The sequence below is a fragment of the Micromonospora violae genome, assembly GCF_004217135.1.
Classification (GTDB): Bacteria; Actinomycetota; Actinomycetes; order Mycobacteriales; family Micromonosporaceae; genus Micromonospora; species Micromonospora violae.
On the sequence record NZ_SHKK01000001.1, the window covers coordinates 6,531,790 to 6,548,437 of the forward strand.

18 protein-coding genes are annotated in these 16,648 nt (G+C 70.7%); 12 read left to right on the forward strand and 6 right to left on the reverse strand.

Translation table 11 applies throughout. The features are described 5' to 3' along the window. The first annotated feature begins 39 nt into the window (after positions 1–39). Both EV382_RS29645 and EV382_RS29650 read left to right on the forward strand, forming a co-directional pair. Positions 40–915: a biotin--[acetyl-CoA-carboxylase] ligase gene (locus tag EV382_RS29645; protein ID WP_130407296.1), complete on the forward strand. Its 876-nt coding sequence runs from the start codon at positions 40–42 to the stop codon at positions 913–915. Between the two features lie 107 nt (positions 916–1,022). After that, positions 1,023–1,595, forward strand: a complete 573-nt coding sequence (locus EV382_RS29650) for a PH domain-containing protein (protein ID WP_130407298.1) — start codon at positions 1,023–1,025, stop codon at positions 1,593–1,595. A 45-nt stretch (positions 1,596–1,640) separates the two neighbouring features. Here the strand turns inward: EV382_RS29650 and EV382_RS29655 are convergent, their stop codons facing one another. From EV382_RS29655 to EV382_RS34040, 3 genes are all read right to left on the reverse strand, one after another. Next, positions 1,641–2,297, reverse strand: coding sequence for a MaoC/PaaZ C-terminal domain-containing protein (locus EV382_RS29655; protein WP_130407300.1), 657 nt, complete (start codon positions 2,295–2,297; stop codon positions 1,641–1,643). Then, positions 2,294–3,001, reverse strand: coding sequence for a GtrA family protein (locus EV382_RS29660; protein WP_130409314.1), 708 nt, complete (start codon positions 2,999–3,001; stop codon positions 2,294–2,296). Before EV382_RS29660 ends, EV382_RS29655 begins: the two co-directional genes overlap by 4 nt. A 63-nt stretch (positions 3,002–3,064) precedes the next feature. Beyond that, positions 3,065–3,601, reverse strand: coding sequence for a GtrA family protein (locus EV382_RS34040; protein WP_130409316.1), 537 nt, complete (start codon positions 3,599–3,601; stop codon positions 3,065–3,067). Between the two features lie 439 nt (positions 3,602–4,040). On the opposite strand from EV382_RS34040, the gene EV382_RS29670 reads away from it, so the two are divergent. From EV382_RS29670 to EV382_RS29685, 4 genes are all read left to right on the forward strand, one after another. Continuing rightward, positions 4,041–5,885 carry a phosphoenolpyruvate carboxykinase (GTP) gene (locus EV382_RS29670; RefSeq protein ID WP_130407302.1) on the forward strand — a complete coding sequence of 615 codons (1,845 nt, stop codon included), beginning with the start codon at positions 4,041–4,043 and terminating at the stop codon, positions 5,883–5,885. Between the two features lie 37 nt (positions 5,886–5,922). Further along, entirely contained in the window at positions 5,923–6,792 is an 870-nt protein-coding gene (locus EV382_RS29675; RefSeq protein WP_130407304.1) for a hypothetical protein, read from the forward strand. Positions 6,793–7,206: 414 nt separating this feature from the next. After that, a complete protein-coding gene (locus EV382_RS29680; protein ID WP_130407306.1) occupies positions 7,207–8,349 on the forward strand; it encodes an NAD(P)/FAD-dependent oxidoreductase in 1,143 nt (380 codons plus the stop codon). A gap of 31 nt (positions 8,350–8,380) precedes the next feature. After that, positions 8,381–9,151 (forward strand): isoprenyl transferase, encoded by a 771-nt coding sequence (locus EV382_RS29685; protein WP_130407308.1) that lies wholly within the window; start codon positions 8,381–8,383, stop codon positions 9,149–9,151. A gap of 24 nt (positions 9,152–9,175) precedes the next feature. Here the strand turns inward: EV382_RS29685 and otsB are convergent, their stop codons facing one another. The 3 genes from otsB to EV382_RS29700 all read right to left on the reverse strand — a co-directional run bounded on the left by otsB (position 9,176) and on the right by EV382_RS29700 (position 11,027). Then, the gene (otsB, locus tag EV382_RS29690) at positions 9,176–10,000 is read right to left on the reverse strand and encodes a trehalose-phosphatase (RefSeq protein WP_130407310.1); all 825 of its coding nucleotides are present in this window, start codon (positions 9,998–10,000) and stop codon (positions 9,176–9,178) included. 67 nt (positions 10,001–10,067) lie between these two features. Then, the gene (locus EV382_RS29695) at positions 10,068–10,421 is read right to left on the reverse strand and encodes a hypothetical protein (protein ID WP_130407312.1); all 354 of its coding nucleotides are present in this window, start codon (positions 10,419–10,421) and stop codon (positions 10,068–10,070) included. 162 nt (positions 10,422–10,583) lie between these two features. Further along, entirely contained in the window at positions 10,584–11,027 is a 444-nt protein-coding gene (locus EV382_RS29700) for an XRE family transcriptional regulator (RefSeq protein WP_130407314.1), read from the reverse strand. Between the two features lie 264 nt (positions 11,028–11,291). On the opposite strand from EV382_RS29700, the gene EV382_RS29705 reads away from it, so the two are divergent. The 6 genes from EV382_RS29705 to EV382_RS29730 all read left to right on the forward strand — a co-directional run bounded on the left by EV382_RS29705 (position 11,292) and on the right by EV382_RS29730 (position 16,622). Next, entirely contained in the window at positions 11,292–11,636 is a 345-nt protein-coding gene (locus EV382_RS29705) for a hypothetical protein (protein WP_130407316.1), read from the forward strand. A gap of 31 nt (positions 11,637–11,667) precedes the next feature. Beyond that, the gene (locus EV382_RS29710; RefSeq protein WP_130407318.1) at positions 11,668–12,003 is read left to right on the forward strand and encodes a hypothetical protein; all 336 of its coding nucleotides are present in this window, start codon (positions 11,668–11,670) and stop codon (positions 12,001–12,003) included. A 412-nt stretch (positions 12,004–12,415) separates the two neighbouring features. Continuing rightward, positions 12,416–13,831 (forward strand): RNA 5'-3' helicase PhoH2, encoded by a 1,416-nt coding sequence (gene phoH2, locus EV382_RS29715; RefSeq protein WP_130407320.1) that lies wholly within the window; start codon positions 12,416–12,418, stop codon positions 13,829–13,831. A 277-nt stretch (positions 13,832–14,108) separates the two neighbouring features. After that, a complete protein-coding gene (locus EV382_RS29720) occupies positions 14,109–14,786 on the forward strand; it encodes an aggregation-promoting factor C-terminal-like domain-containing protein (protein WP_130407322.1) in 678 nt (225 codons plus the stop codon). A 107-nt stretch (positions 14,787–14,893) separates the two neighbouring features. Further along, positions 14,894–15,547, forward strand: a complete 654-nt coding sequence (locus tag EV382_RS29725) for a rhomboid family intramembrane serine protease (protein WP_130407324.1) — start codon at positions 14,894–14,896, stop codon at positions 15,545–15,547. Positions 15,548–15,653: 106 nt separating this feature from the next. Further along, a complete protein-coding gene (locus EV382_RS29730; RefSeq protein WP_130409318.1) occupies positions 15,654–16,622 on the forward strand; it encodes an NAD(P)/FAD-dependent oxidoreductase in 969 nt (322 codons plus the stop codon). The last annotated feature ends 26 nt before the right edge of the window (positions 16,623–16,648 follow it).

Genomic DNA, 16,648 nt, shown 5'->3' on the forward strand with positions numbered 1-16,648 from the left:
GCCTCAGTGCCGCCCCGGTCACCGTCGTAGGCTGGCGGGATGCCGGGCTCCCCGTACACCGATCTGGATCGCCCGCCGCTGTCGGCGGCCCGGCTGCGCCGTGCGTTGGTCGCGCCGAACGGGCCGTGGGCCCGCCTGGAGCTGCGGGCCGAGACCGGCTCCACCAACGCGGACGTGGCCGAGGCGGCCCGGGCCGACGAGCCCGAGGGCCTCATCGTGGTGGCCGAGCGGCAGACCGCGGGGCGGGGCCGGCGCGGGCGGGTCTGGCAGTCGCCGGCGCGGGCCGGCATCGCGACAAGCGTGCTGCTGCGGCCCGGCGAGGCTGTGCCGGACCGCGGCTGGCTGCCGGCGACACCCACCGGGTACGGGTGGCTGCCGTTGCTGGCCGGCGTGGCGTTGGTCGAGGCGGTGGCCCGGCTGGCCGAGCTGGAGGCCACCCTCAAGTGGCCCAACGACCTGCTGATCGGCGACGCGAAGTGCGCGGGGGTGCTGGCCGAGGCGGTGCCCGGACGTGCGCCGGATCAACCGCCGGCGATCGTGCTCGGCATCGGGCTCAACGTGACTCTGCGCGCCGACGAGCTGCCGGTGAACCCGACCGGGCTGCCGGCCACTTCGCTCCAGTTGGCCGGCGCGGCGGCCACGGATCGGGATCCGCTGCTGCGGGCGCTGCTGCGGGCGGTCGCCGACTGGTACGACCGTTGGCGTTCGGCGGGCGGGGACGCGGTGGCCAGCGGCCTGCGCGACGCCTACCTGGCGGCCTGTGCGACGGTCGGCCGCGAGGTACGCGTTCTGCTCCCCGACGGCGGCTCGCTGACCGGCACCGCCACCGGGGTGGATCCCGACGGTCAGTTGATGATCACCACCGTGACCGGTGCTCGCACGCTGGCCGCTGGCGACGTGCTCCACCTCCGCTGAACACGTCCAAGATCACGAAGGTCGGAGTCGGGCCGCGTGGCGGATGTTGTGGTGGGGCTTGGGGGGTTTACGGTCTGCGCGTCTAGAAAATCGCGTTGGAGGTTCCCGTGGCGTTTCCTGAGGACGTGCTCACCGAGGACGAGCATGTCGTGCTGCACCTGCACCCGCACTGGAAGGCGTTGATCCGGCCGATCGCGGTGCTGGTGCTGGCCATCGCCGCGGTGGTGGTCGGCGTGCTGCTGCTGCCCGAGAGTGGCGGCGGTTCGATCGCGCTGGCAGTTATCGGGGCGATCGCCCTGGTTGCGGTGCTCTGGCTCGGCCTGTGGCCGTTCCTGGTCTGGCGTACCACCCACTACCTGTTCACCAACGAACGCGTCCTGCTCCAGAAGGGCGTCTTCTCCCGCGACCGGCGGGACCTCCCGCTGGCCCGGGTCAACGACCACTCGATGAACCAGCGTTTCATCGAGCGCCTGCTCGGCTGCGGGACGCTGACCATCGAGTCCGCCGGTGAGCGCGGCCAGTCGGTGCTCGCCGATGTGCCGGGCGTCGGAAAGGTGCAGACCACCCTGTACGAACTGGTCGAGGCACAGCACGACAAGCACTCGCTGGGCGATGACGAGATGCGCGACATGCTCGCCGACATGCAGGACGGCAAGCGGCTGCGCGACACCACGAGCTGAACCGCACCGCTGCTGACCCGCCCCTGCCGCGATGTCGGGGGCGGGTCAGTTGTGTCGTTGGGGCTCGGCTGGGCCGCTGACCTGCGTCGGGACGCCAGCTGATGACGCGACGGTCGGCGGGGCCGCCGCGCCGGGGTCGCTGTCGGGGCGGTTGGCTCCGGGCTGGTCAGCGTCGGTCGGGGCGACGTCGGCCGGGTCGGCAGCGACCGGCCGGAGGGCGAACCAGCCACGGAAACGGGTCCGCAGCACCTCCTGCTCGGGCCGGTCGTCCGGGCCGAGGCGCAGCATGGTGCCGGTGAGGCTGACGGTGCCCAGCCCGGGGCGGGCGGTCGACGGTCGGGCGCCCATCACGTCGACCCGGACCGCGAGCCGGTCGCCGGCCCGCACGGGGGCGAGCCAGCGCAGCTCCTCCAGGCCCGGGGACGCGTCCGCGGCGGCCCGGGACAGCAGGTGGTCGACGTACGCGCGCATGAACAGGCTGACCGTGTAGAAGCCGCTGGCGATCAGGCCACCGTGCCGGCTCGCCGCGGCCAGGTCAGGGTCGACGTGGTACCACTGCGGGTCGAAGCGCCGGGCGAACGCGACCATCTCGTCGCCGTCCACGCTGACCACGCCGAGGTCGACGCTGAGCCCCGGGACGAGATCCTCGAAGAACAGCTCGGCCGGTCGCCCCGTGCCGGAGCGCGAGTCGGGAGTCGTCACCGGCGGGGCGCGCGACGGGTGCTGACGTGCAGCTCGGCGGCGAGTTCCGCGTCCAGGTCGGCGGCGGGGCTGACGCTCAGCCGCGGGGGCCGGCCCTGGGTGGGTGTGGCGGGCGGGTGGTCGGCGCGTTGCGTGGACTCCGCCTCCTCCAGCTCGGACACGGATTCCGCCAGCTCGGCGACCGGGTCCATCTCCGCCATGGTGTCCCACTCGTCGCGCGGAATGCTGTGCCAGGTGGACTCGGGCTTCGCGGCCTCGTCCTCGACCGGTGCGACGGGTTGGAAGACGAAGGTTCGGTATGACCAGAACCGGAAGAGCGTGGCCAGCATGACGCCGACGGTCTTGGCCAGATTCAGCGCCAGCAGGCCGTGCAGGCCGAGCCCGTACTTGGCGGCAGCCACGGCACCCAGCTCAATGAGCAGCCCGGCGCCGTTGAAAAGGAAGAAAAGGAGATATTCCCGGCGAAGCGCTGATTTCGGGCGATCGCTGTACGTCCAGTGCCGATTCATGAGGTACGACGTGATGGTGGCGACGATGGTCGCGATCACGGTCGCCTTCAGCTGACCGTTGACGAAAACGGTCAGTGCGAGGGCATTGAACACCGCGTAATTGATGACGGTGTTGATGCCGCCGACGATGCCGAACTTGAGCGCCTCGTGGATGAACTTCTGCCAGCGCTCAGGCAGCAGACGGACAAGACGCATGCGAAACACCTTAGGGCAGTCGGTGCGGCCGGCGATCACCGGCCGAACGAGATGGGCGGCAGGTCACGCCCTGTGGTCAGGCTCGGGATTCACCTGCGGAAGGGTCGGGGTTCCCGCTTCGACGAAGACGAACCGCCGGTAGGACCAGAATCGGAACAGCGTGGCGAGCCCGGTGCCGACGATGTAGCTGGCGAGGTTGTCCGCCAGGCGCGTCTGGAACACGGTCGGCCAGATGGCCCCGAGCCCGTAGTGGCTGAGCGCGAGACAGGCGACCGTGATGCCGAGGCCGACCGCGTTGAAGAAGAAGAAGAGCGCGTACTCGCGGGCGGCGTTGTTGCGCTGGCGGTGCCGCCAGGTCCAGAACCGGTTGCCCAGGAAGGCGACGGAGGCCGCGATCACGGTGGAGATCGTCTTCGCGGTCAGCTCCTCGACGCCGTGCTTGCTCGTCAGGTAGTTGAAGAGCGCGAAGTCGATGAGGAAGGCGAAACCCCCCACGGTGGCGAACTTGCTCAGCTCGCGGAGGAGATGACCGAAGCGGTCGAACAGTATGCCGACGAGACCCCGTCGGGTCTGCCGGGGACCCGGTTGTTCCCCGGTCATCGTGGCGGCCACGGAGGGAGCCTACCGGCTGCCGGCCAGTGACAGGGGTAGCAACGGCAAGCGGGCGTGGTCTCCCGGAGGGGGCCAGCGCCGCGTACGTAACCACTGCACAGAGCGTAGCCAACTGGGAGGAGTGAGTCGGTGCGGAACGGGAATCCCCGCACCGGTCGGCGGGGCAGGTCCACGGCCCGACCGCAACAAGCGTCCGCCGGGGTGCACAACAAGATTTGCGTGAAACTGCGCGGGAAAGCGGGTATCAGCTCGTGATGCCGCAGCGAGGCCGTAGCTTGTGCAGTTCTTCACAACCTGTCCCACTGACTCGGAAGGCTGCCCGGTTTACGCTGAGGCCAATCCCAGGTTTCCACGAAGGCGACGCATCGCGCCGCCGAGTCTCGTGCATCCCATAGATCGGTCAGCGTCGACCACAAGGAGATGTGTCATGGTTGCTCCGGCTGTTGTGCGGGGTATCGATCAGGCCCCGACGTCCCATCCGAAACTGCTCGCCTGGGTCCGTGAGGTCGCGGAACTGACCACCCCAGACCGTGTCGTCTGGGTGGACGGGTCCGACGAGGAGTGGCGCCGCCTCACCGATGAGCTGGTTGAGGCCGGCACATTGATCCGGCTCAACCCGGAGAAGAAGCCCAACTCGTTCTACGCGCGCACCGACCCGACCGATGTCGCCCGGGTCGAGGAGCGCACCTACATCTGTTCCGTCGACGAGGCGGACGCCGGCCCCACCAACAACTGGATGGCGCCGGCCGAGATGAAGCGGACGATGACGGATTTGTACCGGGGCTCGATGCGCGGTCGCACCATGTACGTCATTCCGTTCGTGATGGGCCCGGTCGAGGCCGAGAGCCCGATGTTCGGTGTCGAGATCACCGACAGCCCGTACGTGGTCGCGTCGATGCGGATCATGACCCGGATGGGCGCGAAGGTCCTCGAGGCCATGGGCGACGACGCGGACTTCGTGCACGCGCTGCACTCGATCGGCGCCCCGCTCGCCCCCGGCCAGCAGGATGTCGCCTGGCCGTGCAACGACACCAAGTACATCTCGCACTTCCCGGAGAGCCGGGAGATCTGGTCGTACGGCTCGGGTTACGGCGGCAACTCGCTGCTCGGCAAGAAGTGCTACTCGCTGCGGATCGCCAGCGTCATGGGGCGGGACGAGGGTTGGCTCGCCGAGCACATGCTGATCCTCAAGATCACCTCGCCGGAGGGCAAGGTCCACCACATCGCCGGCGCCTTCCCCTCGGCCTGCGGCAAGACCAACCTGGCCATGGTGGAGCCCACCATCCCGGGCTGGAAGGTCGAGACCATCGGTGACGACATCGCCTGGATGCGGTTCGGCCCGGACGGCCGGCTCTACGCGGTCAACCCGGAGTACGGCCTCTTCGGCGTCGCGCCCGGCACCGACTGGAAGACCAACGCCAACGCCATGCGCACGCTGGACCGGGGCAACTCGATCTTCACCAACGTGGGTCTCACCGACGACGGCGACATCTGGTGGGAGGGCATGGGGGAGCCGCCGGCGCACCTGATCGACTGGAAGGGCAACGACTGGACCCCGGAGAGCGAGGGTCTCTCCTCGCACGCCAACAGCCGGTTCTGCACCCCGATCACCCAGTGCCCGATCCTCGCCGACGAGTACTTCGACCCCAACGGCGTGCCGATCGACGCGATCCTCTTCGGTGGTCGCCGCAAGGACACCATCCCACTGGTGACCGAGGCCCGTGACTGGGTGCACGGCGTCTACATGGGTGCCACGCTCTCGTCGGAGACGACGGCCGCCGCGTCCGGCGCGGTCGGTGTGGTCCGTCGGGATCCGATGGCGATGCTGCCGTTCATCGGCTACCACGCGGGCGACTACTTCCGGCACTGGATCGAGATGGGCAAGGGCGCCGACGGCGATGCGGCGAAGCTGCCGAAGATCTACTACGTCAACTGGTTCCGCAAGGACCCGGACGGTTCGTTCCTCTGGCCGGGCTTCGGCGAGAACTCCCGGGTGCTCAAGTGGGTCGTCGAGCGGATCGAGGGCACGGCCGACGCGGTCGAGACCCCGGTCGGCATGGTCCCCGCACCGGACGCGCTCGACGTCGAGGGCCTGGACATGACCCCGGAGGACGTCCGGATCGCGCTGAAGGTCGACCCGGACGAGTGGCGTAACGAGCTGCCGATGATCACCGAGTGGTTCGAGAAGTTCGGTGACAAGCTGCCCGGTGTGCTCTGGGCCGAGTTGGACGCGCTGCGCGCCCGCCTCGACGCCGTGCCGCCGCAGCGCTAGGTGTGAAAATGGCCCGGTGAGGGCATTGTCGGATCCCATGAGGACGGCCGCCGAGACCCAGGTCCGGCGGCCGTCCGCCGTCCGGGTGCTCACCATCCTGCTGGCGACGACGGCGGCGGCCACCGTCGTGGTCGAGCTGCTCAATTGGTGGTACGCCCCGGAGCAGGGTTTCGGGCTGGCCGTCCGGACCGGCTGGGCCATGCTGCGCTCGTTCGGCTTCCTGCTGCTGATCGGCCACGTGCGCCGCGGTCGTACGGTGGCCCGCCCGTTCGGGCTGATCCTCGCGGTCACCACGATCTTCGCGGTCGGGCGGCTCATCGTGCCCCGGCAGGGGGTGCCGCCGCTGCCCGGTGTACTCGGCTTCGCGTTCCTCACGGCGCTCTGTGCGGCGGTGGTCTGGCTTCTCTACCGCTCGTCGGCGTTGGCCGGGCACCTGGTCCGGCACCGTCCACGCCTCGTCATCGACCGGGACGGTATCTCCTGGCGGGAAACGCCTCCGCGCCGACCGCAGGCCAGCGCCTGGTTGTTGACGAGCCGGGTGGCGGCCTTCACCTACAGCCCGCTGATGCTGGTGCCGGCCCTGGTGGCCGGGGGCTCCATCCTGGATGGTCGGCTGACCGCGGTGCCGGCCGTGCTGTTCTGGTTCGGCGCGGGCATCACGGCCAGCTACGCGGTGCTGTTCTGCACCGCGTTCCTGATGCGGGGCAAGCACTGGGCGCGCGGCCTGCTGGTCGTCGTCACGGTGGCCGTACTCGCCGTGGACCTGCCGCTGTGCTGGTGGCTGCTGGGGGTCGACGGCCTGGTCCGCGACGGCGCCCCCCTGGTCGCGGCGGCCGGGTTGACCCTCTACGGCCTGCGCCGCGCCGCCCGCGCCCCCGACGCCGCCCAGCCTGAACCCCAACCCTGACCGCGGCGGCTGCCCGAACCGGCGCCCCTGGCTGACGCCCCAGCCCTTCGCCCGGCCGCGGCCCGCCCTGGCCTTCGCCCGACCGCGGCCCTTGCCCGGCCCCTGCCCCGGCCCCGGCCCCGGCCCACCCACCCCTTTGCTCTGCACCCTCCTTTGCTCTGCACCCCTATAGGCGACAGTCGCGGACGGTAACCGTCGCATCCGCGGGTGCAGAGCAAAGGGAGGTGGTGAGACCTGTCGGTCCAGTGCGGGAGCGGCCTTCACGGGCGGGCAGGGGGCAGGATGGCGGGTGGCGTCGGTCACAGCGCTCGGCGTCGGGCGGCTGCGGAGATCGTCGGCGCGGCCGGCCGCGAGGCCGACCGGGTCGCCCGGCGGGAGCGGCCGCGCCGCGTCGGGACTGGAGGGAGGCGCGCGGTGGACGACGAGTTTGACGTGGTGGTGGTGGGGGCGGGGCCGGCCGGGGCGGCTGCCGCGCTGACGGCGCGCCGGGCCGGTGCCAGCGTGCTGCTGCTGGACCGGGCCGACTTCCCCCGGGACAAGGCGTGCGGTGACGGCATCGCCGCGCACTCGGTTGACGTCCTCGCCGAGCTGGGGGTGACCGAGGCGGTGGCGGGATACGCGCCGCTGCCGGCGTTACGCATGATCGCGCCGGGCGGCGGTGCGGTGGCGAGGGCGCTGCCCCGACCCGCGTACACCGTGCCCCGGGAGGTCTTCGACGCGCGGCTGGTGGCGGCCGCCGTGGCCGCCGGGGCGCAGCTGCGCCGGCACGCCGTGCGCCGGGTCGAGTCGCGCGCCGACCGGGTGGTGCTCGACGGGCAGGTGTCCGGCCGGGTGGTGATCGGCGCGGACGGGGCCGGCTCGGTGGTACGCCGGGCGCTCGGCCATCCGCCGAACCCCGACCGGCACCTGGCGCTGGCCATCCGGGGGTACGCCCCGGTGCTGCCCGGCCCGTCCGAGCAGCTCATCGTCACCTCGAAGGCGCGCTGGCCGGCGTACGCCTGGTCGTTTCCGATCGGCGACGGGCGGGCGAACGTCGGGTACGGGGAGGTTCTGCGGGGTGAGCCGTTGAGCCGTGGGTACCTGCTGGACCGGCTGGCCGCGCTGTTGCCCGGCACCGACCTGGCGACCGTGACCGCGTTGCGCGCCCATCACCTGCCGCTGTCCACCCACCGGCCGACGCCGGGTCGAGAGCGCACGCTGTTGGCCGGGGACGCGCTGTCGCTGATCAATCCGTTCACCGGGGAGGGGATCTTCTACGCGCTGCTCTCCGGTGCGCTCGCCGGGTCGGCGGCGGCCCGGTCGCCCGAGGGCGCGGCCGGCCGCTACGCCCACGGGTTGCGCCGCCGCCTCGGCACGCACCTGCGGCACAGCTCAGTCGCGGCCTGGCTGGCCCGGCGACGTCGAGTGGTGGACGCGGCGGTCCGTGCCGCCCGTCGGGACGACCGGGTCTTCCACGACGTGGTCGAGCTGGGATTGGGTGACGGACGCCTCACCGCTCGTACGCTCGCGATGATCGGCGTCGGTCTCGGCGGCGGGGAAGGGGCTCCGAGGCAGTGAACTGGCCGAAGGGTCGCTACGCTGCTAGGTGATGACGCTGCGGGACCTTATCTACTCCGTGTACGAGCGCCGGCTCACGGCGAAGCTCGCGGGTAAGCCGGTGCCCCGGCACGTCGGGGTGATGTGCGACGGCAACCGCCGATGGGCGAGGGAGATGGGCTTCGTCGACCCGAACGACGGGCACCGGGTCGGCGCGGCGAAGATCAAACATGTCCTCGGCTGGTGTGACCAGGCCGGTATCGGGCACGTGACCCTCTACCTGCTGGCCACCGACAACCTGCGCCGTCCGGCCAGCGAGCTGGACCCGCTCCTCAAGATCATTGAGGATCTGGTGGTGGAGCTGGCCGAGGAGGGCAACCCCTGGCGGCTGCGCATCGTCGGGGCGCTCGACCTGCTGCCGGCGCAGACCGCGGCGGCGCTCAAGGGGGCCGAGGAGCGCACCCGCGAGCGCACCGGCGGCGCGGAGGTCAACATCGCGGTGGGCTACGGCGGTCGCCGGGAGATCACCGACGCGGTCCGTTCGCTGCTGCTGGAGCACGCCGCCGCCGGCGGCACGCTTGAGGAGCTGGCCGAGGTGCTGGACGTCGAGCACATCTCCGAGCACCTCTACACCCGCGGCCAACCCGACCCCGACCTGGTCATCCGTACCAGCGGCGAGCAGCGGCTGTCCGGTTTCATGCTCTGGCAGTCCGCGCACTCGGAGTTCTACTTCTGCGAGCTCAACTGGCCGGATTTCCGGCACATCGACTTCCTGCGGGCCCTGCGCTCGTACGCCACCCGACAACGCCGCTACGGCGTCTGACCGGGCGTCGCGCTCGCCGCTCGATCAGGGCAGCTGGGTCAGCGCCCGGGTGAGGAAGTCGCCCAGGGCGGCCGGCGACTCGATCGTCAGGTCCGCGGCGTTGGCGACCTCGTGCCCGGTCTCCGGGTTTGCCACCGCCACGCAGACGCCGAGGAAGTCCGGGTCGGCGGCGGCGCGGGCGCGCAGCGCGGCGAAGGCCTTGATGTCGGAGACGTCGTCGCCGAAGTACCAGGCGCCGGAGGCCTCCTTGATCGCCTCGCCGATCACCATGCCCTTGTCCCGGTCGACCGGCGGCTTCAGCTCCAGCACCATCCGCCCGGCCTGCGAACGCAACCCCAGACGGTCGGCCTGCGCCTGCCCCCACTGCTGCACCGTCGGGCCGAGCTGCGGGGCGGTACGCCAGTGCAGCGCGACCGAGAGCCGCTTGTACTCCACCAGCGTGCCGGGCGGCAGCTCCGCCCGGGCCAGGTCGGCCAGCTCCGCCATGGTCGGCACCCAGGGCAGCGCGGCCGGTTCGGTGACGGTCTCCCCGCCGGAGTGGCTGTGCTCCAGCCCGTAGAGGCCGTAGAGGTCCACGCCGTCGAGCCCGCCGAGCTGATCCCGAAGGAACTCGACGGGTCGGGCGGAGACGATCGCGACCCGCTGCACGACCGAGGCGAGCGCCTCGATCGCGGCCAACGCCTTGGGAGCCGGGCGTACCGCGGTTGGGTCGTCGTCGACGGGCGCGAGCGTGCCGTCGAAGTCGAAGAAGAGCACGGTCCCGGCCGCCCGGCTGGCGGTTGTCCGCCAGGCCTGGTCGGCGTTCAACGGGGTCCTCGGCTGCTGATTGCCTAGATTCAACGGCGGCACGCGCGTCAGCGTACCCCGGCGATCCAGGCTCATTCCTGGTCGAGCGGCCCCGTTGAGCGGTAGGCGATCAGCGTTCGGCGGCTCCTCGTCCGCGCCGGCCGAACGGCACCACCGCGGCGTCCTGGCCGTGGCTCAACAGGTAGCCCTCCACGAACCCGGTGTTGCGATCACCGGTGTGGTTCTCGATCTCGTTGAGCCGTGCCACCAGGAACTCGGTGAGCGCGCTGATTCGATCGTTCAGGCGCTCGTGCAGCTCGGCGACGACGGCCAGGACGACCGCGGTGCCGGCGGTGATGAGCGCAAAGAGGTTGACGAGCAGCGGAAGCTGCCCGCCGTCGACCGCGAAGGTCACCGTGTTGCCGGTCGCCCACAGTGTCACCGACACCGTCGCGACCACGACTGCCAACCATTTCAGGGTCATGGACAGACCCCTCCTTCTGTCCCGCAGGGCTGGGTTCGGCCTTGTCCCGTCCCCCCGCCGATGACGAGCCCAAGCAGTACGAATAGGGACGCTAGCGTGCCCGTTCCAACCCCGGAGGCAAACGAATGAACCTGACCAGGCGTTCTTTCGCTATCTGAGGAACTAGCCTGCCTGATTGCCCCTTTTTCGGACATCGACCGGCAGCGTTGGGCGGTATGCGAGGTATCTGATGGTTTCCCGGATGTGGAACTTCTCCGCGTCCGACACCTGTGGATCGACCAGCCGGCGGAGCAGCGCCTCCACGTCGGGGTCCATCGGAGGGGCGGCCTGGCCGGCGCGGGGGCCGGCCGCGGTGCGGTCCCAGCCGAGTGCGGCGAAGGCGGCGGCGGGGTTCAACCCGAGGCCCTCGCAGAAGGCGACCACCCGCTCGGCCTCAGGGTCGCTGGCCCAGTCGCCCCGGACCCAACGGTTGATGGTCTGCCGGGAGACGCCGGTGCGCCGGGACACCTCGGTGCCGCTCCAGGCTCTGGTTGCCCGTGCCTCGTCCAGGGCCCGTCGGACGAAGGTGGCGAAGGCGATCTTCCGCGCATTGGCCGTCTCGGTCACCCCGTGACGGTACGGCCAGCCGGCAACGGGTGCGCGCCCCGGCTCGCCACTGTCACGCATACGTGACGAGGCGTTCGGATTTGCGGTAAACGAGTCAGTGCCACTGTTGAGGGGTGTCACGCGGGCAGAATAGATGAACGTAGTGGCAAACGTAAGCGGACGAAAAGCTGATACTGTCACGCCCATGGGACAATCTACGGTGTGTCACGTGCATGAGACGACTGGTGCTCACATGCGTCACGCCCCCGGTGCCAGGGGGTCGTGGTGACCGAGCTCGCCACCCGCGCCCAGGCCTTCGGGCTGATCGCCGAGGGGGTCGCCGCCGGGCTGACCGCGCCCTGGCGCCTCTACCTCGCCCGAGGCTGCCGCTACCTGTCGCTGAGCGTCGGTGACCGGGTCGAGTGGAACGCCTGGCGTACCCATCTCGGCTGCCCGGAGCTGAGCGTCCGGGTCTACGACGCCGGCGGCGAGATCCGGCGGTCCTCGGTGGCCGAGGTCGTCTTGGACGGCTGCCGGATCAGCGTCGAGCTGGTCGAGGAGGTCAGCACCGACGACCTGGACCGGCTGCTCGTCGCCGACCCCACCACGATCGAGCCGGAGGAGCGATGACCTGGCGTCCCGGCTGGGCCGGAGCTGCCCGATGAGCCCGTTTCTCGCAGTGTTCCTCGTCCTGGTGCTCGGTGCCACCAGCTACGCGGCCGGTCGGTTGCACGGGCAGCTCAGCTACCGCATCGGCTACCGCTTCGGTTACCGGCAGGGCTACTTCGACGGTGACCGGGGCGCCTGGAACCGGCGTCGTCGCGACGCCCAGGCGGCGATCGCCTCGGCCCTGTCGGTCTCACCCGCGGGCGTGGTCCGCTCCGCCGGTACGGTCGCCCGCCCCGGCACCACGTACACCGGCTCGTCGTTCAGCGCACCGGCCGCCCCGATCACCGGGCGGCACCCGACCGGCACGCTCGTCCGACGTACCGGTTGAGGTCGGTCGGCGGAACACTCCGCCGACCGGCGCCACGAGCGCGGTGCGTCGTCCGCGGCGGACACGCACCGTCGGGGTCACGTCAGACCGGTGACGGTGGCCCCACCGGCCGGGATGCGCGCAGGGGGCATGCATCCCGGCCGGGTCCGCCGTGCCCGCGACCCCGCCGCTCGGCTGGTACGGGCGTCGGCGGAGCGCTGTTCACGAGCGCGTCTTGGGAGATCCACGTTCGGCCTCTAGCCGGGAAGGTCCGGCGGGGCTAGCGTCTAGGCATGGCACGGGGTTCTCCCGAGCCAGCCGGTCCGCCCGGATCTGCGACCTCGCGCACGGGGTTCCGCATCCGACCCCGTGTCCCCGGGCACCGGAGGAGGCGGAACACGGGTGGCGGGTGCCCATCCGTCGGAGCAGGCCTGTGACGACTCGCCGTACCATCGCCGGTGCCGACCAGACCCCGGCCGCGACTGCCACGACCCGCCGCGCCACCAGGAGCCGCCGTTCGGCGGCCGCCGCGCCGGCCGACCCCAAGGAGCCACGACCAGCCGGCCAGGCCTTCGTCCTGGACACCTCGGTGCTGCTCTCCGATCCGGCCGCGTTCCACCGGTTCGCGGAGCATGAGGTGGTGCTACCTCTGGTGGTCATCACCGAGTTGGAAGGCAAGCGGCACCATCCGGAGCTGGGCTGGTTCGCCCGGCAGTCGCTGCGAATGCTCGACGACCTGCGGGTCCGGCACGGCCGACTTGACCGCCCGGTGCCCGCCAACGACGTCGGGGGCACCCTGCGGGTGGAGCTCAACCACACCGACGACGGCGTGCTGCCGCCCGGGTTCCGCACCGAGAGCAACGACGCCCGGATCCTCTCCGTCGCGCTCAACCTCGCCGCCGAGGGGCGGGAGGTGACCCTGGTCAGCAAGGACATGCCGCTGCGGGTGAAGGCGGCCTCGGTGGGTCTGCGCGCCGACGAGTACCGCCACGGTCAGGCCAGCGACCCGACCTGGACCGGTATGTCGGAGATGGAGTTGAGCGAAGAGCAGATTGGCCAGTTGTACGCCGGCGAGACGCTCGACCTCGACGAGGCGGCCGGGCTGCCCTGCCACACCGGCCTGGTGCTGCACTCGGCGCGTGGCTCCGCGCTCGGTCGGGTGCTGCCGGACAAGTCGGTGCGCCTGGTCCGGGGCGACCGGGAGGCGTTCGGGCTGCACGGCCGCTCGGCCGAACAGCGAATCGCGCTCGACCTGCTGCTGGACGAGTCGATCGGGATCGTCTCGATGGGCGGCCGGGCCGGCACCGGCAAGTCGGCGCTGGCGCTCTGCGCCGGGCTGGAGGCGGTGATGGAGCGGCGCCGGCACAAGAAGGTGATCGTGTTCCGTCCGCTGTACGCGGTCGGCGGGCAGGAGTTGGGCTACCTGCCGGGCTCGGAGTCGGAGAAGATGTCGCCGTGGGCCCAGGCGGTCTTCGACACGCTCGGCGCGGTGGTGCACGAGAACGTGCTGGAGGAGGTCACCTCGCGGGGCATCCTGGAGGTGCTGCCGCTGACCCACATTCGGGGGCGCAGCCTGCACGACGCCTTTGTGATCGTGGACGAGGCCCAGTCGTTGGAGCGCGGGGTGCTGTTGACCGTGCTGTCCCGGATCGGGCAGGGCTCCCGGGTGGTGCTCACCCACGACGTGGCCCAGCGGGACAATCTGCGGGTTGGTCGGCACGACGGGGTGACGGCTGTCATCGAAGCGCTCAAGGGGCATCCGCTCTTCGCGCACGTCACCCTCAGCCGTTCGGAGCGGTCGCCGATCGCCGCGATGGTCACGGACCTTCTGGAGGACATCCCGATCTAATGGGCCTTATGCGGTCTTTTGTCCGCATTTGAAGTGTGGCGCAGATCACAAAGGGGCCGGTTCGTTTCCCATCAGCCTCACTGTGCGCAATCGTGTCCCACGAGCGTCCATGCACCACCGGAATCGTTGGTGATCGTTCGTCCCAACACGGACGACATCGGTGAAGGTCGGTGCGTCGGCGCGACCGGCAACCGGTCGGGGCGCTCGTGGCACGGCTGACGGCCCACCTGTGACCTGCGCCGCGCCACGTCCTTGCTCCCGACGAAGGGACCACTTCGTGAGTCGGCTGTGGAGCCGGTTGGGCGCCCGTACGGCTGCTGTAGCGCTGCTCTCCGTGGGCGTCGCCGGTGGCTTCTACCTGGGCGAAGACCGGGAAACCCAGCAACAGGGCCTGACCGACCAGGTCAGTGTCGAGGTCGACCGAGCTGATTTCGCGTACCAGCGCGAGCGGCAGGCCGCCCACCAGGTGCAGCTCTCCAAGCAGCGGGCCGCCGAATACCAGGCCAAGCTGCGGGCGAAGCAGGCCGCGAAGGAGGCCGCCGAGCGGGCTCGCCGGGCCGAGGCCGCCGCCGCGTCCCGTAAGCGCGAACGCGATGCGGCGAACGCCGCCGCCAAGCCGTACAACGGGCCGATCCCGGAGTCCTGCGCGGAGTACAGCGGCAACCGCAAGATCGGCTGTGCGCTGATGATCGAAAAGGGCTTCGGCATCGCCGAGTTCCCCTGTCTGGAGAAGCTCTGGACCAAGGAGAGCGGCTGGAACCACAAGGCCAGCAACTCGTCCTCCGGCGCGTACGGCATCCCGCAGTCGTTGCCCGGCAGCAAGATGGGCTCGGTCGCATCCGACTGGCGCACCAACCCGGCCACCCAGATCATCTGGGGGTTGGGCTACATCAAGGGCAGGTACGACACGCCCTGCGGCGCCTGGACGTACTTCCAGAACAACGGCCACTACTGACGGCTGCCAGAAGCGGGGCGGGTGGAGCACCACCCGCCCCGCTTTTGCGCGTACCCCGGACGGGACGTGAGTGGCGGTCGGCCGCTTTTGCTGATAGCAGTTGTGGAGTGAGCCTGCACCCGTCCAGCGGCGACCCGTTCCGGTTCGGCACCGAGGCGTTCTACGCCGCGCTCGGCCGAGCGTTCGTCGCCATGTGCGCGGTGGTGCCGTTCCTCTTTCTCATCGAGGCCGTCGACCAGGGGCTCGCGTTCGGCCTGGACGCCACCGCCGGGATCATCCCGCAACGCATCGACGGGCTGGACGGGGTTTTCTTCTCCCCGTTCCTGCACCACGGCTTCGACCACCTCTACAGCAACAGCATCCCGCTGATCCTGCTGGGCACCTTCGTCCTCGCCGCCGGTGCCCGCCGGTTCCTCTGGTCGACCCTGATCATCATCCTGGTCAGCGGGCTCGGCGTGTGGTTCACCGGCTCACCCAACTCGGTGGTGGTCGGCGCCAGCGGCGTCATCTTCGGCTACCTGGGCATCCTGCTCACCCGGGGCATCGTCGAGCGCAGCTGGTGGAACTTCGCGGTCTTCCTCCTCGTCGGCCTGCTCTACGGCTGGCAGTTGGTCGGCATTCTCCCCACCGACGAGCGGATCTCCTGGCAGGGTCACCTGTTCGGCCTGCTCGGCGGGGTGGTGGCGGCGATCCTGTTCCGTCGGCGGCGACCGGCCGTGGACGGCCCGGACTACACGGGCAGCACGCTCAGCCTGCCCTGAGGCGATTCCCCGGCGCGCCACTGGGACGTGCTTGCCCGACCGTCGCCGCCCGCCTACGGTCGAGATCAGCACGCGTTGATCCGTGAGCGGAAAGCGACGGTACGCCATGCGCGAGGTCGATGTCGCCGTGATCGGGGCCGGTCCGGCCGGCCTCTTCGCCGCGTACTACGCCGGGTTCCGCGGGTTGTCAGTGGCGGTGATCGACGCGTTGCCCGAGCCGGGCGGCCAGGTCACCGCCATGTACCCGGAGAAGCTGATCCTCGACGTCGCCGGCTTCCCCGCGATCAAGGGCCGTGACCTGGTGGCCAACCTGGTGGCCCAGGCGGCCCCGTTCACTCCGCAGTACCTGCTCGGCACCCGGGCCGAGAAACTCTCGTACGCCGACGGCCGCCCGGTGCTCGGCCTGGCCGGTGGTGAGCAGCTCGCGTGCGGCGCGATCGTGGTCACCGGCGGGCTCGGCAGCTTCAGCCCTCGACCGCTGCCATGTGCCGACGGCGCCCCCGGCTCGGGGATCGTCTACTTCGTGACCGAGCCGACCGAGCTGACCGATCGGGACGTGCTGATCGTCGGCGGTGGCGACTCCGCCTTCGACTGGGCGCTGGCGCTGCAACCGTTGGCCCGGTCGGTGACCCTGGTGCACCGGCGGGAGAAGTTCCGGGCCCACGCCTCGACGGTCGCCCGGGTGCTCTCTCTGCCGGTACGGGTGGTGATCAACGCCGAGGTCACCAGGCTGCTCGGGGAGGGCGCGGTGACCGGTGCCGAGGTGACCGTGCGCGGCGGCGCGACCGAGACGTTGCCCGTGGACGTCGTGGTGGCCGCTCTGGGCTTCACCGCCGACCTGGGCCCCCTCGCCGAGTGGGGGTTACGGCTGGACCGCCGCCACATCCTGGTGGACAGCGCGATGGCCACCAACCTGCCGAGGGTCTTCGCGGCCGGTGACATCACCGAGTACCCGGGCAAGGTCCGGCTGATCGCCACCGGCTTCGGTGAGGCGGCGACGGCTGTCAACAACGCGGCCGTGGTCATCGACCCGAGCGCCCACCTCTTCCCCGGGCACTCCTCCGACGCCGGCTGACCGTCGGTATCGGACCCACGCCGACC

Bases quoted from the DNA above. Each gene is read 5' to 3' on its own strand.
- EV382_RS29710 (WP_130407318.1), top strand. From the start codon at position 11,668: ATGAGCCCGTTTCTCGCAGTGTTCCTCGTCCTGGTGCTCGGTGCCACC.
- EV382_RS29660 (WP_130409314.1), bottom strand. From the start codon at position 3,001: ATGCGTCTTGTCCGTCTGCTGCCTGAGCGCTGGCAGAAGTTCATCCAC.
- EV382_RS29695 (WP_130407312.1), bottom strand. From the start codon at position 10,421: ATGACCCTGAAATGGTTGGCAGTCGTGGTCGCGACGGTGTCGGTGACA.
- EV382_RS29675 (WP_130407304.1), top strand. From the start codon at position 5,923: ATGAGGACGGCCGCCGAGACCCAGGTCCGGCGGCCGTCCGCCGTCCGG.
- EV382_RS29645 (WP_130407296.1), top strand. From the start codon at position 40: ATGCCGGGCTCCCCGTACACCGATCTGGATCGCCCGCCGCTGTCGGCG.
- EV382_RS29730 (WP_130409318.1), top strand. From the start codon at position 15,654: ATGCGCGAGGTCGATGTCGCCGTGATCGGGGCCGGTCCGGCCGGCCTC.
- EV382_RS34040 (WP_130409316.1), bottom strand. From the start codon at position 3,601: ATGACCGGGGAACAACCGGGTCCCCGGCAGACCCGACGGGGTCTCGTC.
- EV382_RS29685 (WP_130407308.1), top strand. From the start codon at position 8,381: ATGACGCTGCGGGACCTTATCTACTCCGTGTACGAGCGCCGGCTCACG.
- EV382_RS29670 (WP_130407302.1), top strand. From the start codon at position 4,041: ATGGTTGCTCCGGCTGTTGTGCGGGGTATCGATCAGGCCCCGACGTCC.